General features: G+C 73.8%; 24 protein-coding genes. 10 read left to right on the plus strand and 14 right to left on the minus strand.

Annotated features, from left to right (window positions below; all coding sequences use genetic code 11):
• Window positions 1-23 precede the first annotated feature (23 nt).
• The 6 genes from era to HNR12_RS08340 form a co-directional block, all read right to left on the minus strand.
• Window positions 24-992, minus strand: a complete 969-nt coding sequence (gene era, locus HNR12_RS08315; protein ID WP_179766937.1) for a GTPase Era — start codon at window positions 990-992, stop codon at window positions 24-26.
• A 71-nt stretch (window positions 993-1063) separates the two neighbouring features.
• Complete coding sequence (locus HNR12_RS08320) at window positions 1064-1414, minus strand: cytidine deaminase (protein ID WP_179766938.1); 351 nt, start codon at window positions 1412-1414, stop codon at window positions 1064-1066.
• Window positions 1415-1463: 49 nt separating this feature from the next.
• On the minus strand, window positions 1464-2870 hold the full coding sequence (locus HNR12_RS08325; protein WP_179766939.1) for a hemolysin family protein: 1407 nt from the start codon (window positions 2868-2870) through the stop codon (window positions 1464-1466).
• Complete coding sequence (gene ybeY / locus HNR12_RS08330; RefSeq protein WP_179766940.1) at window positions 2867-3358, minus strand: rRNA maturation RNase YbeY; 492 nt, start codon at window positions 3356-3358, stop codon at window positions 2867-2869. The genes HNR12_RS08325 and ybeY overlap by 4 nt, the downstream gene beginning before the upstream one ends.
• A gap of 121 nt (window positions 3359-3479) precedes the next feature.
• Window positions 3480-4529: a PhoH family protein gene (locus tag HNR12_RS08335; RefSeq protein ID WP_179766941.1), complete on the minus strand. Its 1050-nt coding sequence runs from the start codon at window positions 4527-4529 to the stop codon at window positions 3480-3482.
• A gap of 174 nt (window positions 4530-4703) precedes the next feature.
• Entirely contained in the window at window positions 4704-5060 is a 357-nt protein-coding gene (locus tag HNR12_RS08340; RefSeq protein WP_308118563.1) for a histidine triad nucleotide-binding protein, read from the minus strand.
• Between the two features lie 468 nt (window positions 5061-5528).
• On the opposite strand from HNR12_RS08340, the gene HNR12_RS08345 reads away from it, so the two are divergent.
• Entirely contained in the window at window positions 5529-6059 is a 531-nt protein-coding gene (locus HNR12_RS08345) for a SigE family RNA polymerase sigma factor (RefSeq protein ID WP_179770492.1), read from the plus strand.
• The gene (locus tag HNR12_RS08350) at window positions 6056-6790 is read left to right on the plus strand and encodes a hypothetical protein (protein WP_179766943.1); all 735 of its coding nucleotides are present in this window, start codon (window positions 6056-6058) and stop codon (window positions 6788-6790) included. The genes HNR12_RS08345 and HNR12_RS08350 overlap by 4 nt, the downstream gene beginning before the upstream one ends.
• A 92-nt stretch (window positions 6791-6882) precedes the next feature.
• On the opposite strand, the gene HNR12_RS08355 is transcribed toward HNR12_RS08350, so the two are convergent.
• From HNR12_RS08355 to hrcA, 3 genes are all read right to left on the minus strand, one after another.
• Window positions 6883-7635 carry a 16S rRNA (uracil(1498)-N(3))-methyltransferase gene (locus HNR12_RS08355; protein WP_179766944.1) on the minus strand — a complete coding sequence of 251 codons (753 nt, stop codon included), beginning with the start codon at window positions 7633-7635 and terminating at the stop codon, window positions 6883-6885.
• A gap of 98 nt (window positions 7636-7733) precedes the next feature.
• Window positions 7734-8876 (minus strand): molecular chaperone DnaJ, encoded by a 1143-nt coding sequence (gene dnaJ / locus HNR12_RS08360; RefSeq protein ID WP_179766945.1) that lies wholly within the window; start codon window positions 8874-8876, stop codon window positions 7734-7736.
• Window positions 8877-9890 carry a heat-inducible transcriptional repressor HrcA gene (gene hrcA, locus HNR12_RS08365; protein WP_179766946.1) on the minus strand — a complete coding sequence of 338 codons (1014 nt, stop codon included), beginning with the start codon at window positions 9888-9890 and terminating at the stop codon, window positions 8877-8879.
• A 262-nt stretch (window positions 9891-10152) separates the two neighbouring features.
• Between hrcA and HNR12_RS08370 the strand changes: the two genes are divergently transcribed.
• From HNR12_RS08370 to HNR12_RS08380, 3 genes are all read left to right on the plus strand, one after another.
• A complete protein-coding gene (locus HNR12_RS08370) occupies window positions 10153-10992 on the plus strand; it encodes a DUF3097 family protein (RefSeq protein ID WP_179766947.1) in 840 nt (279 codons plus the stop codon).
• 102 nt (window positions 10993-11094) lie between these two features.
• Window positions 11095-12222, plus strand: a complete 1128-nt coding sequence (locus tag HNR12_RS28315) for a DUF4870 domain-containing protein (protein ID WP_246425034.1) — start codon at window positions 11095-11097, stop codon at window positions 12220-12222.
• Between the two features lie 227 nt (window positions 12223-12449).
• Window positions 12450-13016 carry a DUF4870 domain-containing protein gene (locus HNR12_RS08380; RefSeq protein WP_179766948.1) on the plus strand — a complete coding sequence of 189 codons (567 nt, stop codon included), beginning with the start codon at window positions 12450-12452 and terminating at the stop codon, window positions 13014-13016.
• A 48-nt stretch (window positions 13017-13064) separates the two neighbouring features.
• Here the strand turns inward: HNR12_RS08380 and hemW are convergent, their stop codons facing one another.
• The 3 genes from hemW to HNR12_RS08395 form a co-directional block, all read right to left on the minus strand.
• Complete coding sequence (gene hemW / locus HNR12_RS08385; protein WP_179766949.1) at window positions 13065-14297, minus strand: radical SAM family heme chaperone HemW; 1233 nt, start codon at window positions 14295-14297, stop codon at window positions 13065-13067.
• Window positions 14298-14357: 60 nt separating this feature from the next.
• Window positions 14358-15005, minus strand: a complete 648-nt coding sequence (locus tag HNR12_RS08390; RefSeq protein ID WP_179766950.1) for an MOSC domain-containing protein — start codon at window positions 15003-15005, stop codon at window positions 14358-14360.
• A gap of 70 nt (window positions 15006-15075) precedes the next feature.
• Window positions 15076-16110, minus strand: a complete 1035-nt coding sequence (locus HNR12_RS08395; RefSeq protein WP_179766951.1) for a LacI family DNA-binding transcriptional regulator — start codon at window positions 16108-16110, stop codon at window positions 15076-15078.
• Window positions 16111-16293: 183 nt separating this feature from the next.
• Here HNR12_RS08395 and HNR12_RS08400 point away from each other — a divergent pair, with 183 nt between their 5' ends.
• From HNR12_RS08400 to HNR12_RS08415, 4 genes are all read left to right on the plus strand, one after another.
• Window positions 16294-17940, plus strand: a complete 1647-nt coding sequence (locus HNR12_RS08400; protein WP_179766952.1) for a glycoside hydrolase family 13 protein — start codon at window positions 16294-16296, stop codon at window positions 17938-17940.
• 222 nt (window positions 17941-18162) lie between these two features.
• On the plus strand, window positions 18163-19398 hold the full coding sequence (locus tag HNR12_RS08405) for a sugar ABC transporter substrate-binding protein (protein WP_179766953.1): 1236 nt from the start codon (window positions 18163-18165) through the stop codon (window positions 19396-19398).
• 3 nt (window positions 19399-19401) lie between these two features.
• Window positions 19402-21015, plus strand: coding sequence for an ABC transporter permease subunit (locus HNR12_RS08410; protein ID WP_308118562.1), 1614 nt, complete (start codon window positions 19402-19404; stop codon window positions 21013-21015).
• Entirely contained in the window at window positions 21015-21899 is an 885-nt protein-coding gene (locus tag HNR12_RS08415; RefSeq protein ID WP_179766954.1) for a sugar ABC transporter permease, read from the plus strand. Before HNR12_RS08410 ends, HNR12_RS08415 begins: the two co-directional genes overlap by 1 nt.
• 46 nt (window positions 21900-21945) lie before the next feature.
• Here HNR12_RS08415 and HNR12_RS08420 read toward each other — a convergent pair whose 3' ends face one another.
• Window positions 21946-22461, minus strand: a complete 516-nt coding sequence (locus HNR12_RS08420) for a winged helix-turn-helix transcriptional regulator (protein WP_179766955.1) — start codon at window positions 22459-22461, stop codon at window positions 21946-21948.
• A 73-nt stretch (window positions 22462-22534) separates the two neighbouring features.
• Here HNR12_RS08420 and HNR12_RS08425 point away from each other — a divergent pair, with 73 nt between their 5' ends.
• Window positions 22535-23971, plus strand: coding sequence for an MFS transporter (locus HNR12_RS08425; protein ID WP_179766956.1), 1437 nt, complete (start codon window positions 22535-22537; stop codon window positions 23969-23971).
• 61 nt (window positions 23972-24032) lie between these two features.
• Here the strand turns inward: HNR12_RS08425 and lepA are convergent, their stop codons facing one another.
• Window positions 24033-25871 (minus strand): translation elongation factor 4, encoded by a 1839-nt coding sequence (lepA, locus tag HNR12_RS08430; RefSeq protein WP_179766957.1) that lies wholly within the window; start codon window positions 25869-25871, stop codon window positions 24033-24035.
• Window positions 25872-25902 lie beyond the last annotated feature (31 nt).

Raw genomic sequence — 25902 nt, forward strand, 5'->3', positions numbered from 1 at the left:
GCCGCGTCCGCGGCGCGGCCCCCTCACGTCTGCTGGTCGAACCCCAGCCGGCGCAACTGCTTGGGGTCGCGCTGCCAGTCCTTGGCCACCTTCACCCGCAGGTCGAGGTAGACGCGGGTGCCCAGCAGCGCCTCGATCTGCCGGCGGGCCGCCGAGCCGACCTCCCGCAGGCGGGCGCCCTTGGCGCCGATCACGATGGCCTTCTGGCTGGAGCGCTCCACATACAGCGAGGCGTAGATGTCGATCAGCTCGCGCCCGGGGCGGGAGTTCTCGCGCGGCGCCATCTCGTCGACCACCACGGCGATGGAGTGCGGCAGCTCGTCGCGCACGCCCTCCAGGGACGCCTCGCGGATCAGCTCGGCCACCAGCATCTCGTCGGGCTCGTCGGTGAGGTCGCCGTCGGGGTACAGCGGCGGCCCCTCCGGCAGGTGGCCGCACAGCACGTCGGCCACGGTGTCGACCTGGAAGCCGCTCTGCGCCGACACCGGCACGATGTCGGCCCACTCCCCCAGCTGCTCCACCGCCATGAGCTGCCTGGTGACACCCGCGCGGTCGGTGCGGTCGGTCTTGGTGACCAGCGCGACCACCGGGGTGTCGCGCTGGGCGGCCAGCTCGCGGGCGATGTAGGTGTCCCCCCGGCCGATGGGCTCGTCGGCGGGCAGGCAGAAGGCGATCACGTCGACCTCGACCAGCGTGGAGCGCACCAGGCTGTCCAGGCGCTCGCCCAGCAGCGTGCGCGGCTTGTGCAGCCCGGGGGTGTCCACGATGATGAGCTGGGCGTCCTCGCGGTGCACGATGCCGCGCACGGTGCGCCGCGTGGTCTGCGGGCGGTCGCTGGTGATGGCCACCTTCTGGCCCACCAGCGCGTTCATCAGGGTCGACTTGCCCACGTTGGGGCGGCCGACGAAGCAGGCGAACCCGCTGCGGAAGCCCTCCGGGTAGGAGGGCATGGGCAGCGGCGCGCGCAGCTTCTCAAGGTCGAGGTCGTCCATCTCTCCAGTCTCATCCGCTCCCTGCGCGGTGCTCCACCGCGCCGGGGATCGAGCGTTGCTCCGCGCCGGGGTCAGGACCGCACGGCGCGGACCGGGGTGCCGTCGACGTCGGCGAACACCACCAGCGGGGTCTTCATGTCGGCGGCCGCGGCGGTGTCGGCCTCCGCCGGGGTGGTGGAGGGGGTCACCACCGCCGCGGCCTCCAGGGATTCGGCGCCGCTGGAGACGGCCGCCGCGACGGCGGCCTGCAGCGCCGACAGCCGCAGCGACGGCAGGTCCACGGTGGCCGCCGTGTAGGTGCGGCCGGTCTCGTCGCGCACCGCGGCGCCCTCGGCGGCACCGGTGCGGGCGCGCGTGGCGCGGGCCAGTGTTATCAGCTTGTCGTCCTCGGGGCCGAGGTCGACCGCGGCCAACTCACTCACTGCTGTGCACTCTCCTCGTCGGGCGGGTGGGACACGCGGCCGGGCGGGGTCACCGCCCCTCGTCCGGCTGGGGGGCGACGGCCTCCACGAGCACCGTGGCCGTCTGGTTGCGGCGGCCCACCGTGTCCTCGGCGGTCAGCCGCAACCCAGCGTAGACGGCCTGGGAACCGGTGATGGGCACCCGGCCCAGCGCGTAGGCGAGCAGGCCCCCGACCGTCTCGACCTCGGGCACGTCCAGCTCGGCGCCGAACAGCTCGGCCAGCTCACCCAGCGGCAGCCGCGCCGTGACACGCGCCCGGCCCTCGCCCAGCCGCTCGATCGGCGGGATCTCGTCGTCGTACTCGTCGGTGATCTCGCCGACGATCTCCTCCACGATGTCCTCGATGGTGACCAGTCCGGCGGTGCCGCCGTACTCGTCGATGACCACGGCCACGTGGATGCGCCGCTGCTGCATGTCGCGCAGCAGCTCGTCGATCGGCTTGGAGTCGGGCACGAAGGTGGGCGCGCGCATGACCGTCTCGACGGTCGCCGCGGGGTCGCCGCCGGCCGCCGCGCCCCGCGCCGCGCCGCCGTCCTCCTCGCGCGCCCAGTCGCGGCGGATGCGGGCCACCAGGTCCTTGAGGTAGACCACGCCCACCACGTCGTCCTCGTCGGCGCCCAGCACCGGTATCCGGGAGAACCCGCTGCGCAGCGCCAGGGTCAGCCCGTCGTCCAGCGAGGCGTCGCGCTCCACGAACACGATGTCGGTGCGCGGCACCATCACCTCGCGCACGGAGGTGTCGTCCAGCTTGAACACCGAGTGGATCATCTGCCGCTCGTCGGCGTCGATCACGTGCCCGCGCTCGGCGAGGTCCACCAGCCGGCGCAGCTCGCTCTCGCTGGTGAACGGCCCCTCGCGGTCGCCGATGGTGCGCGGGGTCAGCGCCCGGCCCAGCCGGACCAGCGTGTGGGTGAGGGGCCGCAGCAGCGGCGCCACGGGCGCCAGGACGGTGACGCTGGCGCCGGCCAGCGCGGGCGCGAACTGCCGGCCCAGGATGCGCGGGGTGACCCCCACGAGCACGAAGTCCACCACCGACATCACCAGCACCGCGCTCACCACCGCGGGCCAGCCCGCGCCCAGCCACCCGGCGAACCCGACGGTCAGCGCCACCGCCGCCACGACCTCGCAGAAGACGCGCAGCAGCAGCACCATGTTCAGGTGCCCGGCGGGCTCGGCCAGCACCGCGCGCAGCCGCCGGGTGCCGGGGCGGTCGTCGTCGGCGAGGTCGCCGGTCATGCCGGCGGCCCGGGCGACGGCGACCTCGGCGCTGACGAAGAACGCCGCCGCGAGCGCGAACACGGCGGCGGCCGGAAAGACGTAGAGCGGCGCCAGGGCGGCCTGGTCGAAGGCCGCCGCGAGCGGATGCGGCCCCGGCGACGCGGCGGGGACGAGCGGGACCGCCGTGCCCGGGGTCATCTGGGGGTGTTCTCCCGCGTCTCAGCGCGGTCGTCGGTCTCGGCGGCCCGCCAGCCCGCCAGCAGTTCGCCCTGGAGCCCGAACATCTCCTTGTGCTCGTCGGGTTCGGCGTGGTCGTAGCCGAGCAGGTGCAGGATGCCGTGCGTGCACAGCAGGTCGATCTCCTCCTGCGCGCTGTGCCCGGCCTTCTCGGCCTGGCGCGCGGCGACCTGGGGGCAGATGATCACGTCGCCCAGGACGCCGGGCTCGGAGGGGCGGTCCTGGCCGCCGGGCCGCAGCTCGTCCATGGGGAAAGAGAGGACGTCGGTGGGGCCGGGTTCGTCCATCCAGCGGACGTGCAGTTCGGCCATCGGCTCCTCGTCCACCAGGACGACGGACAGCTCCGCCAGCGGGTGGACCCGCATGGCGTCGAGGACGAAGCGGGCCAGCCGCGACAGCCGCTCCTCGTCCACCGGGACGCCGGACTCGTTCGCGACGTCAATGCTCATGGGTCAGCGCGCCTTCATGTCGTATGGGTGTCGGAAGCCGCGGCGGCCGCCCCGGGTGGCGGGCGCCGCGACGGGCGGCGCGCCGGCCGGGGCGCGCCGCCCGCGGAACGCTAGCGGACGGTCATCCGGCGGAGCCGGAGGCGCCGTTCGCGCGGGCCGAGCCCGCCCGCCCGCGCACGCTGTGCGAACCGTTCTGCCGGTTGTCATACCGACCATAGGCGTCGACGATGGCGCTGACCAGCTTGTGCCGCACCACGTCGTTGCTGTTCAGACGGCAGAAGCCGATGTCGTCGATGCCGTCGAGGATCTGCTCGATGGTGCGCAGGCCGCTGGAGGACCCGCTGGGCAGGTCGACCTGCGTGACGTCGCCCGTGACCACGATCTTGGAGTTGAACCCCAGCCGCGTCAGGAACATCTTCATCTGCTCGGGCGAGGTGTTCTGCGCCTCGTCCAGGATGATGAAGGAGTCGTTGAGCGTGCGGCCCCGCATGTAGGCCAGCGGCGCGACCTCGATCGTGCCCGCCGCCATCAGCTTGGGGATGGAGTCGGGCGCGAGCATGTCGTGCAGCGCGTCGTAGAGCGGCCGCAGGTAGGGGTCGATCTTCTCGTAGAGGGTGCCGGGCAGGAAGCCCAGCCGCTCGCCGGCCTCGACCGCCGGACGGGTCAGGATGATCCGGTTGACCTGCTTGTTCTGCAGCGCCTTGACCGCCTTGGCCATGGCCAGGTAGGTCTTGCCGGTGCCGGCCGGGCCGATGCCGAAGACGATGGTGTGCTTGTCGATGGCGTCGACGTAGCGCTTCTGGTTGAGGGTCTTGGGCCGGATCGTGCGCCCGCGCGCCGAGAGGATGTTCATCGTCAGCACGTCGGCGGGCCGTTCGGCGCCGTCGCCCGGAGAGCGGAGCATCCCCAGGGTGCGGTCGATGACGTCGGGGGTGACGGTGGCGCCGTTCTTCACCAGCTCCACCAGTTCCTCGATCAGCCGCACGACCAGCGCGGTCTCCTCGGGACTGCCGCTGATCGTGATCTCGTTGCCGCGGACGTGGATGTCGCTGTCGAACGCGCGCTCCACCGTGCGGAGCAGTTCGTCGCCCGAGCCCAGCAGGTGGACCATCATGTGCTCCTCAGGCACGACGATCTTCACCTGGGTGCTCTGCTGTGTTGACTCGACCATGATGTGGCCTTGCGGCCGTCTCGCCCCTACCTCTCGAATGTCCGGGTCACGGGTGTGGATCGCTGGTGCGGCGGTCCGCGCCGGGGGATGGGAGCACCGTGGCGACAGTGGACTGCAGCGAACGGTGTCGTCTGCCCAAAGTCTACCAACGGCGCAGATGCCGACCCCAGGGGTTTATCCGGGGGGCCACTCCAGGCCGCGGCCGCCCAGCAGGTGGCCGTGCAGGTGGAACACGGTCTGGCCGGCGCCCGAACCGGTGTTGAAGACCAGGCGGTAGCCGGTCTCGGCGATGCCCTCGGATTCGGCGATGGCGTGCGCCTCGCGCGCGATCTCGTCGAGCAGGCCGGTGCCGGCCCGGGCGGCGCCCGCGGCGTCGGGGTAGTGGTCGCGCGGGACGAGCAGCACGTGCGTGGGCGCCTGCGGGTTGATGTCGCGGAAGGCCACGACGCGCTCGCCCTGGCGGACGATGTCGGCGGGGGCCTCGCCCGCGGCGATCTTGCAGAACAGGCAGTCGGGGTCGTAGGTGCTCACCTGTGGGTCGTCCTCCCTGGCCGGTGGCGCTGGTGCGGGGCGGCGGGCCGCCCGCCGCCGACTCCCCATGATGCCCGAGTGGCGGGTGGTGCGCCGCGCGCGCCGCCCGCCTGTGGAGGACCGGGCGGCCCGGCGGGCGGCCCCCTTCGGGCGCCCGGCCGCAAGCGGTCGGCGGGTGAGGTCTTGCCCTCCGCGGGGTCCGCCCGCCCTCACCCGCGGGGGGCGTCCCGGGCCCGGCCGCGCGGGCTATTCTGTTGCTTCGCGTAACTACCCCCGCGCCGTCCTGTACTGTCGGCAACCCCGCTGCCCGTGGCCGCGGGGCTTGTGCGGCCGTGCCTTCGCTCCGGCGGGGTCGGTTTCGCGCTCAGCGTCCGATCGCAGCACCAACGAGGCGGAACGAGAAGTACAGGTATGCCCTTTCGTAAACCCGGCGACAAGGGCGCGCGTCCTACGGACGTGACTGAGACTATGGTCGCGGGGGCCACGGCGGCGTCGATGACCGCCGAATGGGACGCCGACAAGGCCGTCACCCAGCTCTACAGCGAGCAGTACCGCCCGCTGGTCCGGCTGGCCACCCTCCTCGTTCGCGACTTCGCCACCGCCGAAGAGGTCGTGCAGGACGCCTTCGTCGCGATGCACGGCGCCTGGCGGCGCCTGCGCGACCCCAACAAGGCCCTGTCCTACCTGCGCCAATCCGTGGTCAACCGGGCCCGTTCGGTTCTGCGGCACCGCGCCGTGGTAGAAAAGCACGCGCCGAAGGCACTGCCCGACGCTCCCAGCGCCGAACACGGAGCATTGGGCGAACTGGAGCGCGCGGCGGTCATCGAGGCACTGCGGGCGCTGCCCACCCGGCAGCGGGAGGCGATCGTCCTGCGGTACTACGGTGACCTGTCCGAGGCGCAGATCGCCGACGCCATGGGGATCAGCCGCGGTGCCGTCAAGAGCCACACGGCACGGGGCATCGCCGCGCTCCGCTCTGTTCTGGAGCAGACGACATGACCGAACGACCAGACGACGCCTTCGAGGACCGTCTCCGCGCGATCCTGCGCGCCGAGGCCGACTCCGTCGCCCCCTCCCCCGAGGCGCTGACCGCCATCCGGGCCCGCACCCAGCGCAACTCCCGGTTCTGGGCGCTGTTCACGCCGTCGTGGCTGCGGCCGTCGCTGGCGGTGGGCGCCGCCGCGCTGATCGCCGGCTCGGTGCTGCTGGGCACGCCGCAGGTCCGCGACCAGATCCTGCCGCAGTCGCTGACCTCCCCGGCCGGGGAGGGCGGTGGCGGCGCCGAGCGCCCCGGCGGCGACCCCGGCGACGACGACCTGGTGGAGTCCGAGCCCACCGACCGCCCCTCCGCGGGCGATCCCCCCAGCGAGGGCTCCGAGCCGTCCACCGACGCCCTGGCGCCCGAGGCGTCCGCGGACCCCGCCACGCCCTACGGCCCCGCCCAGGCGTGCCCGCCCGACGGTTCCTCCACCGCACCGCCGGTCACCCCCAGCGGCTCGCCGGAGGAGCCGGACTCCGCGGCGCCGGCCCCCGCCGAGTGCGACGAGCCCGCCGACCCCGCGCCCGAGCCCGGCGGTCCCGGCGGCGACCCCGGCTCGCCCGACGACTCCACCACCCCGCCCGCGCCGCCCGGCGGCGGCGACGCCGGCGGGGACGGCGAGCAGCCCTCCACCACGCCGCCCAGCTCCTCGGGCGAGGCCGGCACCGACCCGGTCCTGGAGACCCACTGACCTCTGGGTCCCGCCCGGCCGGCGGCCCCTCCGCTCTGCCCGGCGCCTCGGGTCCTGCGGTGGCCGTCCCGCGTTGGCGTTCGGAGCGGGCCCTACCAGCGCCCGCAGCGCGCCTGCAGTACCGCCAGCGCCGCCACGCCCGCTGTCGAGGTCCGCAGCACGGTGGGGCCCAGCAGCGCCCGCACGGCGCCGGCGTCGGCCAGGGCGGCGAGTTCGGCGTCGCTGAACCCGCCCTCGGGGCCCACCACGACCACGATCCCGCCGGAGGGCTCGCTCGCCGCCACGGCGGCGGGCAGGGGCAGCACGGCCAGCCGCTCCTGTGCGGACTCGTGCAGCACGATCGCCAGGTCCGCCCCCCGCGCCAGCGCGGCCACGTCGGCGGTGCGCGCGAGGCCGGTGACCTCGGGGATCCGGCTGCGCCGCGCCTGCTTGGCGGCCTCGCGCGCCGCCGAGCGCCACTTGGCCAGCGCCTTGGCCGCCCGCTCGGGCTTCCAGCGGGTCACGCACCGCTCGGCGGCCCACGGCACCACGCGGTCCACCCCGGCCTCGGTCATGACCTCCACGGCCAGCTCGCCGCGGTCGCCCTTGGGCAGCGCCTGCACCACGGTCAGCTCCGGGCGCGGCAGGGGGTCGGTGCCGCGCTCCTCGACCGCGCACACGACCGTGTCCCGGCCGACCTCGGTCACCCGGCAGCGGGCGCGCGTGCCGGCGCCGTCGACCAGGTGGACGGTCTCGCCGGGCTCCAGCCGCCGCACCGCCGCCGCGTGCCGGCCCTCGGGCCCCGACAGCACGACGGTGTCGGCGGCGAGGTCGCCCGCCTCGGCGAGGAACACCGGTGGGGTCACGTGCGCGCCCTTCTCAACGGGCGCCGGCCCGGGGGGCTCGGCGCGGGAACCAATAAACGGCCCGCCCGCGGTGCGGGCGGGCCGGTGGCCGGGGGCCGTCAGCGGGTGAAGGTGTCGCGCAGCCGCGAGAACAGGCCGCCGCGGCCGGGGCTGAACTTGCCCGGGGGCTGGTCCTCGCCGCGCAGCTCGGCGAACTTGCGCAGCAGGTTCTCCTGCTCCTCGTCGAGCTTGGCGGGGGTCTCGACGTCGACCTGGATCATGAGGTCGCCGCGCCCGTGGTGGTCGAGGTGGCGGGTGCCCCGGCCCGGCAGCGTGATGACGTGCCCGGAGTTGGTGCCGGGGCGGAGGTCGATCTCCTCGGTGCCGTCAAGGGTCTCGAAGGTGAACGACGCCCCCAGCGCGGCGGCGGTCATCGGCACGGTGATGGTGCAGTGCAGGTCGTCGCCGCGCCGCTCGAAGATCGGGTGCGGGCGCTGCACGATCTCCAGGAAGATGTCGCCGCGCGGGCCGCCGTTGGGTCCGACCTCGCCCTCGCCGGCCAGCTGGATCTGGGTGCCGTCCTCGACCCCCGCCGGGATCTGCACCTTGCGGGTGACCTTCTCGCGCACGCGGCCCTCGCCGGCGCAGTCGGGGCAGGGGTCGGTGATGACGGTGCCCTGGCCCGAGCACTGCGGACAGGGCCGGGTGGTCATGACCTGGCCGAGGAACGACCGGGTGACCTGGGAGACCTCGCCGCGGCCCTGGCACATGTCGCAAATCTTGCGGTGGGTGCCCTTGGCCGTGCCCTCGCCCTGGCAGGTGGTGCACAGCACCGCCGTGGGGAAGGTGACGTCCTTGGTCACGCCGAACGCGGTCTCGGCGAGGTCGAGTTCGATGCGGACCTTGATGCTGCGCCCGCGCCGCACGCGGTCGCGCGCGCCCCGCCCGCCGCCGGCCTGGCCGCCGAAGAACGCGCTCATCAGGTCGTCGAAGGGGAAGCCCGCCGCGCCGAAGCCGCCCGGGCCGCCCGCACCGCCGCCGCCGGGGGCGAACGGGTCGGCGCCCATGTCGAACATGCGGCGCTTGTTCTCGTCGGAGAGGACCTCGTAGGCCTGGGTCACTTCCTTGAAGCGCTCCTGGGTGGCGGGGTCCGGGTTGACGTCGGGGTGCAGTTCGCGGGCGAGCCGCCGGTACGCCTTCTTGATCTCGTCCTTGGAGGCGTCGCGCCGCACGCCAAGGATCGCGTAGTAGTCTCTCGCCACTTACCGCCCCGCAAGTATCTGTCCGAGGTACCGAGCCACAGCGCGTACCGCTCCCATCGTTCCTGGGTAATCCATCCGGGTCGGACCCACCACACCGAGCTTGGCGAGCGGCTGGTCGCCGATGCCGTAGCCCGCCGACACGATCGATGTGGACTTGAAGCCCTCGTGCGAGTTCTCAGCGCCGATGCGCACCGTCAGCATGGGGGCGTCGCCCATCTCCCCCAGCAAACGGAGCAGGACGACGTTTTCTTCCAGGGCCTCCAGCACGTCGCGCAGGCTGGCCGAGAAGTCCATCGCGGCGAGGTTGGCCGTGCCCCCGAGGACGATCTTCTCGTCGTGGCGTTCGACCAGGCTCTCCAGCAGCACCGACAGCACGGCCGCCGCCAGCGGGCGGTCGTCGGGCGGGAGCTGGGCGGGGAGGTCCTCGACGGCCACGGGGACGTCGGTGAGCCACTTGCCGACCAGCGCCCGGTTGAGCATCTGGCGCAGGGTCTCGACCGCGTCGCCGCCGACGCGGTCGAGGCCGTCGATCACCCGCTGCTCCACCCGGCCGGTGTCGGTGATCAGCACCATCATCACACGCTGGGCCGCCAGCGGCACGAGTTCGACGTGCTGCACGGCGGAACGGGTGAGGGAGGGGTACTGGACCACGGCGACCTGCCGGGTGAGCTGCGCCAGCAGCCGCACCGTGCGGGCCACGATCTCGTCGAGGTCGACGGCGCCGCCGAGGAAGGTCTCGATGGCGCGGCGCTCGGCGCTCGACAGCGGCTTGACGGTGGACAGCCGGTCGACGAAGAGGCGGTAGCCCTTGTCGGTGGGCACCCGCCCGGCGCTGGTGTGCGGCTGGGTGATGTAGCCCTCCTCCTCCAGCGCCACCATGTCGTTGCGGATGGTCGCGGGAGAGACGCCAAGGGTATGGCGGTCGGCGAGGGCCTTGGAGCCCACGGGCTCCTTGGTCGCCACGTAGTCCTCGACGATGGCACGAAGCACCGCGAGCTTGCGGTCGTCAAGCACGCGCTCACCTCCTGGCACTCCATGGTCCTAAGTGCTAATTCTATGCCGTTGCGCAAGGTCGGCGCGGAACGGGCACCGCGAGGGCGGGCGCCCGGGCGCACCGCGCGACGCGCCCGGGCGCGGGAGCCGGGCCAGCGCAGCCCCTCTTTCCCCGCACACGGGGTCCTGACCAGGCCGGGGACCGGCGCGCGGCCCCGCCGCGTGCCGCGCGGCCGCGGCGCGGACCCGGGTGGGAACGCACCGCGCCGCTACAATCCCCGCCGTGCATACCGACTCGGGCAAGAGGTACGGCCGCGACGTCCTGGCCGGTGACTGGCGCCGGCCCCGCAAGGGCGCCGTGCGCGAGGTCCCCCTGGAGCACGGCCTGGTGCTGGAGTCCGCCGACGAGGGGTTCTGCGGCGCGGTGGTGGGCTGGGACAAGCGCACCGTCACGCTGGAGGACCGCAACGGCCGGCACCGGGTGTTCGACCTGGAGCCGGCGGCGTTCCTGGTCGACGGTACCCCCGTCACGGCGGTGCGGCCCGCGGCGGCGCCCGCGGGGCCGCTGCGCAGCGCCTCGGGTTCGGTGGCGGTGCGCGGCGCGCGCTCCAAGGTGGCCCGGGAGAGCCGGATCTACGTGGAGGGCGTGCACGACGCCGAACTGGTCGAGAGGATCTGGGGCCACGACCTGCGGGTCGAGGGCGTGGTGGTGGAGTACCTGGAGGGCGTGGACCACCTGCCCGACATCGTCGCGGAGTTCGGCCCGGGGCCGGAGCGGCGGCTGGGCGTGCTGGTCGACCACCTGGTGCCGGGATCCAAGGAGAGCCGCATCGCCGAGCGGGTGCGCTCGCCGCACGTGCTGGTCACCGGGCACCCGTTCGTCGACATCTGGCAGGCCGTCAAGCCCTCGGTGCTGGGGTTCGCCGCCTGGCCGGAGGTCCCCAGGGGCGTGCCGTGGAAGGAGGGGGTGCTCCGGGCGCTGGGCAGCTCGGAGGAGCCCGGCGAGGCCTGGCGGCGCATCCTCGCCTCGGTGCGCTCCTACGCCGACCTGGAGCCGGAGCTGCTGGGACGCGTCGAGGAGATCATCGACTTCGTCACCGCGCCGCAGGGGGTGCAAGACTAGGCTCGTCCGGAAGGACAGGGTGCCCGCCGCGGCGACGCGCGGCGACCCGCCGGATGCCGGACGGCAATCGGCCCAACGCAATCGGCACAGCCAAGGGACATGATGAGCGAGACCCCGCCCAACCGACCCCAGCCCCAGGACCAGGAGGGGCCCTCCGCTGACCAGCCGGCCTCGGGCCGCGCGCCCTCTGACGGCCGGCCCGGCGGCGGTGAGCCGGGGTACGCCCAGCCCGGATACGGCCAGCCCTCGGGCGGGCAGCCGGCCTACGGCCAGCCGAGCGGCGGGCAGCCCGGATACGGCCGGCCGTCGGGCGGCCGGCCCGGATACGGCCAGGACCCCTACCAGCAGCAACCGCAGCAGCAGCCCTACCAGCAGCCCCAGCCCGGATACGGACAGCCCACCGGGGGCCGGCCCGCCTACGGCGGGCAGCCCTACCAGCAGCCCCAGCCGGGGTACGGCCAGCCCGGATACGGACAGCCCACCGGGGAGCAGCCGGGCTACGGCCGGCCGTCGGGCGGGCAGCCCGGATACGGCCAGGACCCCTACCAGCAGCCGCCGCAGCAGGGCTACGGGCAGCAGCCCCAGCCCGGATACGGACAGCCCACCGGGGAGCAGCCGGGCTACGGCCAGCCGAGCGGCGGCCAGCCCGCCTACGGCCAGCCGAGCGGCGGGCAGCCGGGCTACGGCCAGCCCACCGGGGGCCAGCCCGCCTACGGGCAGCAGCCGGGCGCGCAGCAGCCCCAGCAGGGCTACGCCGCCGCGCCGCAGGACGCCCAGCAGGCGCAGCAGCCGTTCCCCGGTCCGCCCGGCCACCCGGTGCAGCAGCCGGGGCAGCCCTACCCCCAGCAGGGCTACGGCCAGCCCGGCGGGCCCGCGGCCGCCGACGACCCCACCTGGGCGATGATCGCCCACCTGTCGGGCGTGATCCTGTCGTGCTTCGGCTGGGTGCCCGCCCTCGTGGTGTACGCGGTGAAGCGCACCCACTCCTCCTTCGTCCGCCACCACGCCGGCGAGGCGCTGAACTTCCAGCTCAGCCTGCTCATCCCCTACTTCGTGGCATGGGCGGTGTTCCTCGGGCTGGGGATCTTCAGCCCCGACCTCTCCTGGATCGGCTCGGTGCTGATCGCCCTGATCTGGGTCGCCTCCATCGTCCTGGGGGCCCTGGCGGCGCTGGCCGCCAACCGCGGCACCTGGTACCGCTACCCGGTGTCCATCCGCATGGTGAAGTGACACAGTGAGTACGGGGGCGTGACCGGCCCCGGCGGGTCGGACCGCGATCCGCCCCGCCGCCGGCCGGAACCCCGGGGGCCGGGGCGCCGTCTCACCCGCAGGGGCCTGTCGGCGGCCGGCGCTCCCCCGCCGACGCAGGGCCCCTGCCGCGCGGGCGCGGTCCCCGGCGCCCGCGGCAGGGCGCTCCCCCGGGCCCAGCCCCGGGGGCCGATCCGACAGAGGAGATCATGAGCTACCCACCTCAGCCGAACCCCCCGTACGACGGGCAGGGCGGCGGACACCAGAACTACCCCGGCGGCTACGGGCCCCCTCCCGGCGTCGACCCCAACTACGGCTACCAGTCGGGGCCCCAGCAGGGCTACGGCGCCGGTCACCAGCAGGGCTACGGCCCGGGCGCGCAGGGCGGCTACGGGGCCGGCCAGCAGGGCGGCTACGGCCGGCACCTCCCGGCGCCGATGGGCCAGTACGGGCCCGTCTCGTCGGAGGACCGCACGATGGCCCTGGTGGCCCACCTCGGCGGCGTCTTCACCGGATTCCTGCTGCCGCTGGTGCTCTACTTCGTGAAGAAGGACGAGTCGGCGTTCGTGCGGCACCACTCCGCGCAGGCGTTCAACTTCCAGATGACCATGTTCATCGGCGTCGTCGTCTCATGCGTGCTGATGTTCGTCATCATCGGGTTCGTGACCATCTTCATCATCCCGATCCTGGTCATCGTCTTCGGCATCATCGCCGCCATGAAGGCCAACCAGGGCGAGTGGTACAAGTACCCGATGACCATCCCGATGCTGAAGTAGCCGGCCGCCTCGCCGAACGGGAGGGAGCCGGGGCCGGGGGCGCGCCGCTCAGGTGAGGTCGCGCACCACGGCATCGGCCAGCAGGCGGCCGCGCCGGGTGAGAACGGCGCGGCCGTCGGCGTGTGCGGCGGGTTCGAGCAGGCCGTCGGCGACCGCGCGGGCCGCGGCCGCGCGGCCGTCGGCGTCGAGCAGGTCCAGCGGGCACCCCTCGGCGATGCGCAGTTCCAGCAGTATCCGCTCGAACCGCCGGTCGGCGTCGTCCAGCACCTCGCGGGCCTGGCCGGGCGAGGCGCCCTCGGCCAGCCGGGCGGCGTAGGCGGCGGGGTGCTTGACGTTCCACCACCGGGTGCCGCCGACGTGGCTGTGGGCGCCCGGCCCAACGCCCCACCAGTCGCCGCCGGTCCAGTAGAGCCGGTTGTGTCGGCTGCGCGCCGCCGCGCCGCGCGCCCAGTTGGACACCTCGTAGGCACTGAGCCCGGCGGCGGTGAGGATGTCGTCGGCCATGAGGTAGCGGTCGGCGAGCACGTCGTCGTCGGGCGCGGGAAGCTCGCCGCGGCGCACGCGCGCGGCCAGCCGGGTGCCCTCCTCCACGATCAGGGAGTAGGCCGAGACGTGGTCGACCCCGGCGTCGACGGCGGCGTGCAGGGACTCCTTCCAGTCGGCGTCGGACTCCCCCGGCGTGCCGTAGATGAGGTCCAGGTTGACGTGCTCGAACCCGGCCGCGCGCGCCCATGCGGCGCACTGCTGGGGGCGGCCGGGGGTGTGGGCGCGGTCCAGCACCGCCAGGACGTGCCGGCGGGCGCTCTGCATGCCGAAGGAGACGCGGGTGAGGCCCTGCTCGCGCAGCCGGGCCAGGACGCCGGGGTCGACGGTCTCGGGGTTGGCCTCGGTGGTGACCTCGGCGCCGGGGCGCAGCCCGAACTCGGCGTCGATGGCGGCCAGGACGCGGCCCAGGTCCTCGGGCGGCAGGAGGGTGGGGGTGCCGCCGCCGAAGAAGACGGTGTCGACGGGGATGTCGGCGGTGCCCAGGACGCGGCGGGCCAGGCGGACCTCGGCCACGGCGAGGTCGGCGTAGCCCTCGCGGGTGACGGCGGCCGCGCCGTCGCGGGAGCGCAGCTCGGCAGCGGTGTAGGTGTTGAAGTCGCAGTAGCCGCAGCGGGTGGCGCAGAAGGGCACGTGCACGTAGAAGCCGAACGGGCGGGTGCCGACGCCCTCGGTGGCGGTGCGCGGCAGGGCGCCGTCGGCGGGGACGGGCTCGCCGTCGAGAGGCACGGAAGGCATGTACCCAGTGTCGGTGATGGCGCCGGGTGGACGCGCCTATGGCCTCGGCGGGCCGGCGCCTCAGCGGGCCAGGGCGCGCTCCAGGTGGGCGGCGATGTTGCCCCATTCGGCGGCCCGGCCGGGCAGGGCGGCGATGCGGCGGACCGTGCCGAGGTCGCGGTCGCGCTTGGCGGCGAACCCGGCGGCGATGGTGATGCCGTGGTCGGGGCGGTGCAGCACCCGGACCTCGTCGCCGGCGGCCAGGGTGCCCTCGACGGTCACGCGCAGGTAGACGCCGGTGCGGCCCTCCTGGGTGAAGGTGCGCACCCAGCCGGACTCCGCCATCCAGGCCTGGAACACGCCGCAGGGGGTGCGGGGCAGGACGGCCTCGAACTCGGCGGTGCCCACGGCCCAGCGCTCGCCGATGAGGACGGAGTGCAGGTCGACGCCCTCGGTGGTGAGGTTCTCGCCGAAGACGCCGTCGCGCAGCGGGCGGCCCAGCCGCTCCTGCCAGCGGTCGAGGTCCTCGCGGGAGTAGGCGTAGACGGCCTGGTCGGCGCCGCCGTGGTGCTCGGTGTCGGCCTGCTGGTCGCCGGCCAGGCCCAGCCGGCCGGCCGCGACGGGGCCCTCGGCGGGGCGCTTGTCGATGGCGGTGCGCTTGAGGCGTCCGGCCCAGTCGGCGGAGACGGCGCGGCCGGTGTTGACGGATCGCACGACGCTGGTGGGCATGGGCGAAGGATAGCCCAGCGGAGCCGGCCCGCCCGGGGCCGCGCCCCGGGCGGGGCGCGGGGACGCGGGGTCAGGACGCGGTGGCGTGGCCGAGGGGTGCCTTGCGCGGGGCCGCGGCCGTGGAGCCACGCACCACCAGTTCGGGGTCGAACAGGTACTCGGTGCGGGCCACCGGGTGGCCGGCGATCTCGTCGCACAGGCTGCGCACGGCGGCGACGGCCATGGCGTGCACGGGCTGGCGCACGGTGGTCAGCGGGGGGTCGGTGAAGGCGATGAGCTGGGAGTCGTCGTAGCCCACCACCGAGAAGTCGCCGGGCACCGACAGCCCCTGCTGGCGCGCGGCGCGCACCGCGCCCAGCGCCATGAGGTCGGAGCCGCAGACGATCGCGGTGACCCCGCGCCGCAGCAGGAGCTGGGCCGCGGCGTGCCCGCCCTCGACACCGAACTGCGACAGCTCCACCAGTGCCTCGCCGTCGAGCCCGTGCGCGGCCATGGCCTCGCGGTAGCCGGCCAGCTTGCGCTGCACCGGGACGTAGCGCTCGGGGCCGCTGGCGAACCCGATGCGGGTGTGGCCGAGTTCGGCGAGGTGGTTGACCGCCAGGCGGCCGGCCTCGCGGTCGTCGCAGGAGACGAACGCGGCGGGGACCTCCTCGGCGTAGCCGTTGACCAGCACGATGGGCAGCTTCTGGGAGATCAGCCGGTGGTAGCGGCCGTGGTCGGCGGTGGTGTCGGCGTGCAGGCCCGAGACGAAGATGATGCCCGAGACGTTGCGCTCCAGCAGGAGTTCGACGTACTCGTCCTCGACGATGCCGCCGAGGGGCCGGGTGCACAGCACCGGGGTGTAGCCCTGCCGGGCCAGGGCGCCCTCGGCCGCCTGGGCGAACATGGGGAACACCGGGTTCTCCAACTCGGGCACGACCATGCCCACCAGGCCGGCGGAGCGCCGGCGCAGGCGTTCGGGGCGCTCGTAGCCCAGGACGTCGAGCGCCGTGAGCACGGCGGAGCGCGTCTCGGCGCCGACCCCGGGTTTGTTGTTGAGGACCCGGGAGACGGTCGCCTCGCTCACCTCCGCATGGCGGGCTACATCGGACAAGCGTGGACCCATGCGTGCACTCTAATGGAGCCGCGCGCCGTCTTTTGCGCAATGCACCGGTAACCTTGCGCAAGAACTTTCAGCGAGTACCCGTGCGCGCGGCACGGCCGGAGGCGGCCGTGCGGCGGTCCGAGGCAGCGCCGGCACCGCACCGGCCTGCGCATCCCACAACGGCGGTTGGAGGACCGAGTACCCATGCCGAACCCCCCGGAGCCCGGGACCCCGCAGCCCCACGCCCAGCGCGGGGAGTGGTGGCGCCACGCGGTGATCTACCAGGTGTACGTGCGCAGCTTCGCCGACTCCGACGGCGACGGCGAGGGCGACCTGCGCGGCATCCGCGCCCGGCTGCCCGAACTGGCCGAGCTGGGCGTCGACGCCGTGTGGCTGACCCCGTTCTACGTCTCGCCGCTGGCCGACGGCGGCTACGACGTGGCCGACTACCGGCGGGTCGACCCGCGGTTCGGCACCCTGGCCGACTTCGACGACCTCGTCGCCGCGGCGCACGCGCTGGGCCTGCGGCTGATCATCGACATCGTGCCCAACCACACCTCCTCGGCGCACGCGTGGTTCCGCGCGGCGGTGGCCGCCGAGCCGGGCGACGCGGCCCGCTCCCGCTACGTGTTCCGGCCCGGCCGGGGCCCGGGCGGCGACCAGCCGCCGACCAACTGGCGGTCGATCTTCGGCGGGCCGGCCTGGACCCGGCTGAAGCGGCCCGACGGCACGCCCGAGGAGTGGTACCTGCACCTGTTCGACCCCGAGCAGCCCGACCTGGACTGGACGTCCAAGGAGGTGCGCGACGAGTTCGCCGACGTGCTGCGGTTCTGGCTGGACCGGGGGGTCGACGGCTTCCGCATCGACGTCGCCCACGGCATGGTCAAGGACCCGGCGTTCCCCGACGTCGACGACGGCCAGAGCCCCGAACTGCTCGACGGCGGCAGCCGGCTGCCCTACTTCGACCAGGACGGCGTGCACGAGATCTACCGGCAGTGGCGCAGCATCGTGGACTCCTACCCCGGCGACCGCGCGCTGGTGGCCGAGGCGTGGGTGCACGACGCCGACCGGGTGTCGCGCTACCTGCGGCCCGACGAGCTGCACCAGGCGTTCAACTTCGAGTACCTCTCGGCGGGCTGGGACCCGGCGGTGCTGCGGCGGGTGATCGAGGGCTCGCTGGCGGCCAACGACGCGGTGGGGGCGCCGACCACCTGGGTGCTGTCCAACCACGACGTCACCCGGCACGTCACCCGCTTCGGCGGGGGCGAGCAGGGGCGGCGCCGGGCGCGGGCGGCGGCGCTGCTCACCCTGGCGCTGCCGGGCTCGGCCTACCTGTACCAGGGCGAGGAGCTGGGCCTGCCCGAGGTCACCGACCTGCCCGAGGAGGCGCTGCAGGACCCCACCTGGGAGCGGTCGGGGCGCACCGAGCGCGGGCGCGACGGCTGCCGGGTGCCGCTGCCGTGGTCGGGCGGCGAGCCGCCCTACGGGTTCGGGCCGCCCGGGTCGACCCCCTGGCTGCCGATGCCCGCGTGGTGGGGCCGCTACACGCGCGAGGCCCAGCGCGCCGACGCCGGGTCGATGCTGGCGCTGTACGCGGCGGCGCTGCGGCACCGCCGCACCGCCGTCGACCCGACTGCGGGGCTGGCGTGGGTCCCGGGGCCCGAGCAGGTGCTGGCGTTCCGCCGGGGCGCGGGGTTCGCCTGCGCGGTCAACCTCGGCCCCGAGCCGGCGGAGGTGGACACCGGGCTGGCCGGCGCGCGGGTGCTGCTGTCCAGCGGGCCGGTGGAGGAGGCCGCCGGCGGGCGGGTGCGGCTGCCCGCCGACACCGCCGCGTGGGTGGTGGCCGGGTAGCGGCCGGTCCTCGCGGGTGAGGGCGGTCCGGCGGGTGCGCCGGGCCGCCCTTGGCGTGTTGGGCGGGCCCCGGGTTTCCGCCGTGTTTCCACATCGTGACGGCGAATTTCTGCAAGGCCTTTCAGTTCCTGCAAACTCTTGCTAACGTCGCTGCACCTTCACCTTCCGACAGCCGGGACTACAACGGGGGCGTCCTGCGGCTCGGTCCAACAAGGGAGTGACATGAGAATCCGCAGAGCCGGCGCCCTCGCCGGCACGGCCGCCCTCGCCCTCGCCGCCACGGCCTGCGGCGGCGGCGCGGACGGCGCCGGCCAGGACGAGGCGACGATGGTCATCTGGGCCGACCCCGAGCGCACGGAGGTCCTGCAGCCCTTCGCCGAGGAGTTCGGGTCGGCCAACGGCATCCGGGTCGAGGTGCGCGAGGTCGCCGTCGACACCATCCAGGCCGACTTCGTCACCGCGCACGAGTCGGGCACCGGCCCCGACGTGCTCGTGGGGGCCCACGACTGGATCGGCAACCTCGTGCGGAACGGCGCCATCGACCCCGTTGAGCTGCCCGAGGACCGGATCGCGGCCTTCGACGAGGCGGCGGTGGAGGCCGTCACCTACGACGGCCGGCTCTACGGCGTGCCCTACGCCATGGAGAACCTGGCGCTGATCCGCAACACCGACCTCGCCCCCGAGGCGCCGGAGTCCATCGAGGACATGGTCGAGACCGGCACCCGGCTCAAGGCCGACGGCGAGGTCGAGGAGGCGCTGGGCCTGCAGGTCGGGCAGGTCGGCGACCCCTACCACATGCAGCCCTTCTACACCTCCGGCGGCGGCTACCTGTTCGGCGCCGACGACGAGGGCGGCTACGACCCCTCCGACCTCGGCGTGGGCACGCCGGAGTCGGTGGAGGCGTTCGAGCGGCTGGCCGAACTGGGCGAGGAGGGCCAGGGCGTCCTCAAGCGCTCCATCGACTCCGAGAACGTCGCCGGGCTGTTCGAGCGCGGCGAGACCCCCTACTTCATCACCGGGCCGTGGTCGCTGGGCGCCGTCCAGGAGGCGGGGGTGCCCTACGACATCTCGCCGGTGCCCGGGTTCGAGGACGGCGAGGAGGCCAGCCCCTTCATCACCGTGCAGGCGTTCTTCGTGGCCTCGGGCAGCTCCAACAAGGTCCTGGCCGAGGAGTTCGTCGCCAACTACGTCGCCGACCCCGAACTGGCCACCGCGCTGTATGAGGCCGACCCCCGCCCGCCCGCGCTCACCGAGGTCCTGGAGCAGGTCAGCGAGGACGACCCCGATGTCGGCAAGTTCATCGACGCCGGCGAGAACGGCCAACCCATGCCCGCCATCCCCGAGATGAACGCGATCTGGGACCCCTTCGGCAAGGCCCAGGCCGCGGTGATCGGCGGCGAGGACCCCGAGCAGGCCGTCGAGACCGCGGCCGAGGCCATCCGAGACGAGATCGGCTGATCCGTGGTACAGGCACCCTCCGGCGCGGGCGGCCCCTCGCGGGCGCCCGCGCGCCCTCCGCTGCCCGGCGGCGCCCTGGCCCCGTCGGGGTCCATGGCCGGGCCGGCCGCCAAGATCGGCCTGCTCGGACTGGCCGCCGCCCTGGCACTGTGGGCGGTGTTCCCCCTCTACGCCGCCGGACAGTGGCTGGGCGTGGGCGTGGTCGCGGCCGCGACGGCGCTGATCTTCTACGTCTACCTGTCCCGGCGCACCGTCCCCGCCAAGTACCTGCTGCCCGGCACCCTGCTGCTGATCGCGTTCCAGATCGTGCCGGTCGTCTACACGCTGAGCACCTCGGTGACCAACTACAGCGACGGCCACCGGGGCACCAAGGAGCAGGCGATCGACCAGATCGAGGCGTCCTCGGTGGTGCGCACCGAGGACGCCGAGGAGTACACCCTGACGGTGGCCGCACGCGGGTCCGCGGCAACGGGTGAGCTGGTGTTCCTGCTGACGGCCCCCGACGGCACCGCCTACGCCGGCGACGCCGAGGGGCTGACCCCCCTGGAGGGCGCCGAGGTGGGGCCCACGGGACGCGTCACCGCCGCGCCGGGCTACACGGTGATACCGGCGGGCGAGGCCAACGCCCGCAGCGCGGAGATCACCGAGTTCGCGGTGCCCACCGGCGCGGGCACCGGAATCCGCTCCAGCGGGTTCACCTCGGCCTACGAGGGGCGCTCCACCCGCGTCTACGACTCCGGCTGCGACTGCGTGACCGACACCGAGACCGGCCGGGTCTACGCCGCCGACGACGAGCGCGGCGCGTTCGTGGCCGGCAACGGCGACCGGCTGGCGCAGGGCTGGCAGGTCAACGTGGGCGCCGCCAACTTCGCGCGCTTCCTCACCGACCCGGTCACCGGGGCCTCGTTCTTCGGGATCCTGGCGTGGAACATCGCCTTCGCGGCGGTGAGCACCGCCGGGGTGTTCGCGGTGGGGCTGGGCGTGGCGCTGACCCTGCACACCCCGCGCCGGCTCGCCGGGCGCACCGCCTACCGGCTGCTGGTGGTGCTGCCCTACGCCATGCCGGCGTTCGCGATGTTCCTGCTGTGGCGGTCCATGTTCAACACCGACTTCGGGCTGGTCAACCGGCTGCTGGGCACCGACGTCGACTGGTTCGGCGAGCCGTGGGCGGCCCGGGCGGCGGTGCTGCTGATCAACGTCTGGATCGGCTTCCCCTACATGTTCCTGGTGGCCACCGGCGCGCTGCAGTCGATCCCGCGCGAACTGGTGCAGGCCGCCCGGATCGACGGCGCGGGCGCCTGGCAGGCGTTCCGCGCGATCACGCTGCCGCTGCTCATGGTGGCCATGGCGCCGATCCTGGTGGCGACCTTCGCCTACAACTTCAACAACTTCAACGCGGTGTGGCTGACGACCGCGGGCGGGCCGTTCCCGCCGGACAACCCGATGGCGGGGGCCACCGACCTGCTCATCACCTACACCTACCGGCTGGCGTTCGGGGTGGGCGGCGCGCAGTACGGGTACGCGGCGGCGCTGTCGGTGTTCATCTTCCTGATCGTCACGCTCATCTCCCTGGTCAGCCTGCGCAGGAGCGCCGCCCTGGAAGAGGTGCACCGCTGATGGCCCGCACAACCCCCCGCCCCTCCCCCGCCCGGCGCGCCGCGGCGTGGGTGGGCCGCGACGGCTGGCGCCACCTGGTCATGGCGGTGGTGCTGGTCTTCGCGCTGTTCCCGATCCTGTTCGTGGTCTCGGCGGCGCTCAACCCGTTGGGAACGCTGAGCAGCTCGCACCTGGTGCCGCGGTCGGTGAGCGCGGACAACCTGGTCGAACTGCTCACCCAAACACGGTTCGGCGCCTGGTACGCCAACTCGCTGCTGATCGCGCTGGCCAACGCCGCGGCCACGGTGCTGCTGTCGGCGATGGCGGCCTACGTGTTCAGCCGGTTCCGCTTCGCCGGGCGGCGGCCAGGCCTGTACGGGCTGCTCCTGGTGCAGATGTTCCCGCAGTTCCTGGCGATCGTGGCGATCTACCTGATGTTCAGCTTCGTCGGCGACCACTGGCCGCAGGTCGGGTTCAACACCCGCACCGGGCTCCTGCTGGTCTACCTGGGCGGGGCGCTCAGCGTGAACACCTGGCTGATGAAGGGGTTCTTCGACACGGTGCCCCGGGAGCTGGACGAGTCGGCGCAGGTGGACGGCGCCTCGCACGCCCAGACGTTCTTCCGGGTCCTGCTGCCGCTGGTCACGCCGGTGCTGGCGGTGGTGGGCCTGCTGGTGTTCATCTCCACGGTCAACGAGTTCCTGATCGCCAGCGTGTTCCTGCGCGACCCGGGCGCCAAGACGGTGGCGGTGGGGCTGTACGGGATGGTGGCCGACCAGCGCGACGCCAACTTCGGGATGTTCTCGGCGGGCACCCTGCTGCTCGCGGTGCCCGTGCTGGCGGTGTTCTGGTACCTCCAGCGCTACATCGTGTCGGGCCTGACCACGGGCGCGGTCAAGGGCTGAGCCGGCGCCGGGCGCGGCCGGGGACGCTCCGGCGGCCCGGCCGCCCTCAATCGGCCAGGGGCGTGAGCAGGCGCCGCGGGACGGTGAGGCGGCGGCTGACCCGGTTGTCGCTGGCGGGTGCGGCGGGGCCGTTGTCCATCTCGACGTCGGGCGCCGCGACAGGCGTGCCGCACTGCGGGCACAGGCCGTGGGGGTCCAGGCCGGTGCCGCAGGCGGCGTGCCGGAAGACCCGGCGCGGCCCGCCCTCCGACAGGTGCGCCTCGCCCCACTGCGACATCGCGTACAGCATCGGCCACAGGGTCACGCCCAGGTCGGTGAGGACGTACTCGTCGCGGGGGGGCTGCTCGCTGTAGCGGCGGCGCCGGAGGATGCCGCGCTCCACCAGGGTGCGCAGCCGGTCGGTGAGGACGGCGCGCGGGACCCCCAGGTGCTCGGCGAAGTCGGCGAACCGGCGGACGCCGAAGAAGGCGTCGCGCAGGATCAGCACCGTCCAGCGCTCGCCGATCAGCTCCAGCACGCGGGCGATGGAGCAGTTCTGGTCGGCGTAGTCCTTGGGCAGCACGGCCCCACCCTACCCAGAGTTCAGTGAATGAACCAATCCTGCTAGGCTTCGCGGCGATCAATCGGTTCAATCAATGAACCCAACGGGAGACGTGGTGTCCGAGACCGCTCCACCGACCGCCGCCGCGGCCGCCCCGCCGGCGCCCGCGCGGGCCGAGGCCGTGCGCGCCCTGGCCGTGGCCTGCCTGGGCACGCTGCTGATCATGATGTGCTACCCCATGCCGATGCTGAACCTGGCCGAACTGGCGGGCGACCTGGGGGCCGGTCCCAGCGCCACCACCTGGCTGATCAGCGCGATCAGCCTCGGCCTGGGCGTGGCGCTGCTCCCGGCCGGCTCGCTGGCCGACAACCGCGGGCGCAAGGCCGTGTTCACCGGCGGCATGGCCCTCGTCGCCGCGGGGACCCTGGCCGCCGGCCTGGCCGCGGGCGCGGGCGTCTTCATCGCCGGGCGGGTGGTGCAGGGCGTGGGCGGGGCCGCGGTGCTGGCCACGGCCCTGGCCATCGTCGCCCACGCCAGTCCCACCCCGCGCGAGCGCGTGCGCGGTGCCGCCGCGTGGGGCGCGGCCATGAGCTGCGGACTCGCGCTGGGCCCCCTGGTCGTGGGCGTCAACGACCTCCTGGGCCCCTGGCGGGCCGCCTACGTGGTCATCGCCCTCGCCGCGGCCGTCGTGGCCGTGCTCGGCGCCGTGTGGCTGACCGAGTCGCGGGCCGCCCGCCCCCGCCCGCTGGACGTGCCCGGCGCGGTGCTGGCCATGGTCGCCACCGGCGCGCTGATGGCGCTGCTGTCGCTGCGCGGCGCCTCGTGGTCCTCGGCGCTGCCCGTGGTGCTGGGGGTGGCGTCGGTGGCGGGCGCGGTGCTGTTCGTGGTCGCCGAGCGGCGCTCCCCGGACCCGCTGCTGCCGCTGGAGGCCTTCCGCCGCCCGCCGTTCCTCGCCTCGGTGTCGGCCGCCGGGATCACCGGGTTCGCCTCCGTGGGCCTGCTCAGCTACACTCCCGCCGTCTTGCAGGGCGTGCTGGGCATGGGCGTGCTGGAGACCGCGCTGTACTTCCTGGCGTGGTCGGGGACCTCGGCCGTCGTCGCGGTGGCCACGCCGCGGCTGCTGGGCGGTGTGGCGCCCGCGCGCCAGGTCGCCGTGAGCCTGGTGATGAGCGCCGTGGGCCAGGGCCTGCTGGTGCTGCTGGCCCCGGGCGCCTCGCCCCTGTGGGTGCTGCCGGGCCTGGTGGTGGCGGGGATCGGCACCGGGCTGGGCGGGCCCAACCTGGGCCGGCTGGCCGTGGAGACCGCTCCGGAGGGCCGCAGCGCGCTGGGGTCGGGGGTCTCCAACACCGCCCGCTACCTGGGCAGCACCGCCGGCCTGCCGCTGACGATCGTGGTGGTGGGGCTGGGCGGCGCCGGACCGGTCGGCATGGCGGCCGGGCTGCACTACGCGGTCCTGGGCAGCGCGGTGCTGGCGGTGGCCGGCGCCGCGCTGGTGGCGGGGCTGGCCGGGCGGCGCGCGGCGGCGGTCTGACCAGCGGGGTTCTGACCGCCGCGGCCGCGCCGGGCGGGGGCCGCCCGCCCGGCGCGGCGCCTCAGCGCTTCTTGGCGTCCTTGTCGGAGTCGTCGGTGGACAGCGCCGAGATGAACGCCTCCTGCGGGACCTCGACCCGGCCCACCATCTTCATCCGCTTCTTGCCCTCCTTCTGCTTCTCCAGCAGCTTGCGCTTGCGGCTGATGTCGCCGCCGTAGCACTTGGAGAGCACGTCCTTGCGGATGGCGCGGATGTTCTCGCGGGCGATCACCCGCGAGCCGATGGCGGCCTGCACCGGGACCTCGAACTGCTGGCGCGGGATCAGCTCGCGCAGCTTCTTGGTCATCTCGACACCGTAGGAGTAGGCCTTGTCGCGGTGCACGATCGCCGAGAACGCGTCGACGGTCTCGCCCTGGAGCAGGATGTCGACCTTGACGAGGTCGGCGGCCTGCTCGCCGGAGGGCTCGTAGTCCAGGGAGGCGTAGCCCTTGGTGCGCGACTTGAGCTGGTCGAAGAAGTCGAAGACGATCTCGGCCAGCGGCAGGGTGTAGCGCATCTCGACGCGGTCCTCGGACAGGTAGTCCATGCCCTGCAGCGAGCCGCGCCGCGCCTGGCACAGCTCCATGATCTGGCCGACGTAGTCGGCGGGGGCCAGCAGCGTGCCCTTGACGACCGGCTCGTGCACCTCGGCGATCTTGCCCTCGGGGAACTCGCTGGGGTTGGTGACCCGGTGCTCGGTGCCGTCCTCCATGACCACGCGGTAGACCACGTTGGGCGCGGTGGAGATCAGATCGAGGTCGAACTCGCGCTCCAGGCGGGCGCGGGTGATCTCCAGGTGCAGCAGGCCCAGGAACCCGCAGCGGAAGCCGAACCCCAGGGCGGCGGAGGTCTCGGGCTCGAACACCAGGGCGGCGTCGTTGAGCTGCAGCTTCTCCAGGGCGTCGCGCAGCACCGGGTAGTCGGTGCCCTCGATCGGGTACAGCCCCGAGAACACCATCGGCTTGGGGTCCTGGTAGCCCGGCAGCATGTCGCTGGCCGTGCGCCCGGCCGAGGTGATGGTGTCGCCGACCTTGGACTGGCGGACGTCCTTGACGCCGGTGATGATGTAGCCGACCTCGCCCACGCCCAGCCCCTCGACCTTGGTGGGCTCGGGCGAGATGACCCCGACCTCCAGCATCTCGTGGGTGGCGCGGGTGGACATCATCTGGATGCGCTCGCGGGTGTCGAGCCGGCCGTCGACCACCCGGACGTAGGTGACCACGCCCCGGTAGGTGTCGTAGACGGAGTCGAAGATCAGCGCGCGGGCGGGGGCGTCGGCGTCGCCCTGGGGCGGGGGCACCTGCCGCACGATCTCGTTGAGCAGCTCCTCGACCCCCACGCCGGTCTTGGCGCTGACCTTGAGCACGTCGGAGGGCTCGCAGCCGATGATCCCGGCCAGTTCGGCGGCGTACTTCTCGGGCTGGGCGGCCGGCAGGTCGATCTTGTTGAGCACCGGGATGATGGCGAGGTCGTGCTCCAGCGCCATGTACAGGTTGGCCAGGGTCTGGGCCTCGATGCCCTGGGCGGCGTCGACGAGCAGGATGGCGCCCTCGCAGGCGGCCAGGGAGCGCGACACCTCGTAGCTGAAGTCGACGTGGCCGGGGGTGTCGATGAGGTTGAGGACGTAGGTGACGTCGTCCAGGGCGGTGTAGGGCAGCCGCACCGCCTGGGACTTGATGGTGATGCCGCGTTCGCGCTCGATGTCCATGCGGTCGAGGTACTGGGCGCGCATCTGGCGGTCCTCGACCACCCCGGTCAGCTGGAGCATCCGGTCGGCCAGCGTCGACTTGCCATGGTCGATGTGCGCGATGATGCAGAAGTTGCGGATCAGCGCGGGATCGGTCCGGTTCGGCTGTGGCACCGTGCTCCTTGCTCGCGGAAAAAGGCCGGCG

It is taken from the genome of Streptomonospora nanhaiensis (genome assembly GCF_013410565.1).
Taxonomy (GTDB): Bacteria; Actinomycetota; Actinomycetes; order Streptosporangiales; family Streptosporangiaceae; genus Streptomonospora; species Streptomonospora nanhaiensis.

Excerpts from the sequence above, each read along its gene's own strand:
- era (WP_179766937.1), bottom strand. The coding sequence starts at position 992 with ATGGACGACCTCGACCTTGAGAAGCTGCGCGCGCCGCTGCCCATGCCC.
- HNR12_RS08325 (WP_179766939.1), bottom strand. The coding sequence starts at position 2,870 with ATGACCCCGGGCACGGCGGTCCCGCTCGTCCCCGCCGCGTCGCCGGGG.
- ybeY (WP_179766940.1), bottom strand. The coding sequence starts at position 3,358 with ATGAGCATTGACGTCGCGAACGAGTCCGGCGTCCCGGTGGACGAGGAG.
- HNR12_RS08335 (WP_179766941.1), bottom strand. The coding sequence starts at position 4,529 with ATGGTCGAGTCAACACAGCAGAGCACCCAGGTGAAGATCGTCGTGCCT.
- HNR12_RS08345 (WP_179770492.1), top strand. The coding sequence starts at position 5,529 with ATGGTCGCGGGGGCCACGGCGGCGTCGATGACCGCCGAATGGGACGCC.
- HNR12_RS08350 (WP_179766943.1), top strand. The coding sequence starts at position 6,056 with ATGACCGAACGACCAGACGACGCCTTCGAGGACCGTCTCCGCGCGATC.
- HNR12_RS28315 (WP_246425034.1), top strand. The coding sequence starts at position 11,095 with ATGAGCGAGACCCCGCCCAACCGACCCCAGCCCCAGGACCAGGAGGGG.
- HNR12_RS08380 (WP_179766948.1), top strand. The coding sequence starts at position 12,450 with ATGAGCTACCCACCTCAGCCGAACCCCCCGTACGACGGGCAGGGCGGC.
- hemW (WP_179766949.1), bottom strand. The coding sequence starts at position 14,297 with ATGCCTTCCGTGCCTCTCGACGGCGAGCCCGTCCCCGCCGACGGCGCC.
- HNR12_RS08390 (WP_179766950.1), bottom strand. The coding sequence starts at position 15,005 with ATGCCCACCAGCGTCGTGCGATCCGTCAACACCGGCCGCGCCGTCTCC.
- HNR12_RS08395 (WP_179766951.1), bottom strand. The coding sequence starts at position 16,110 with ATGGGTCCACGCTTGTCCGATGTAGCCCGCCATGCGGAGGTGAGCGAG.
- HNR12_RS08400 (WP_179766952.1), top strand. The coding sequence starts at position 16,294 with ATGCCGAACCCCCCGGAGCCCGGGACCCCGCAGCCCCACGCCCAGCGC.
- HNR12_RS08405 (WP_179766953.1), top strand. The coding sequence starts at position 18,163 with ATGAGAATCCGCAGAGCCGGCGCCCTCGCCGGCACGGCCGCCCTCGCC.
- HNR12_RS08415 (WP_179766954.1), top strand. The coding sequence starts at position 21,015 with ATGGCCCGCACAACCCCCCGCCCCTCCCCCGCCCGGCGCGCCGCGGCG.
- HNR12_RS08425 (WP_179766956.1), top strand. The coding sequence starts at position 22,535 with ATGAACCCAACGGGAGACGTGGTGTCCGAGACCGCTCCACCGACCGCC.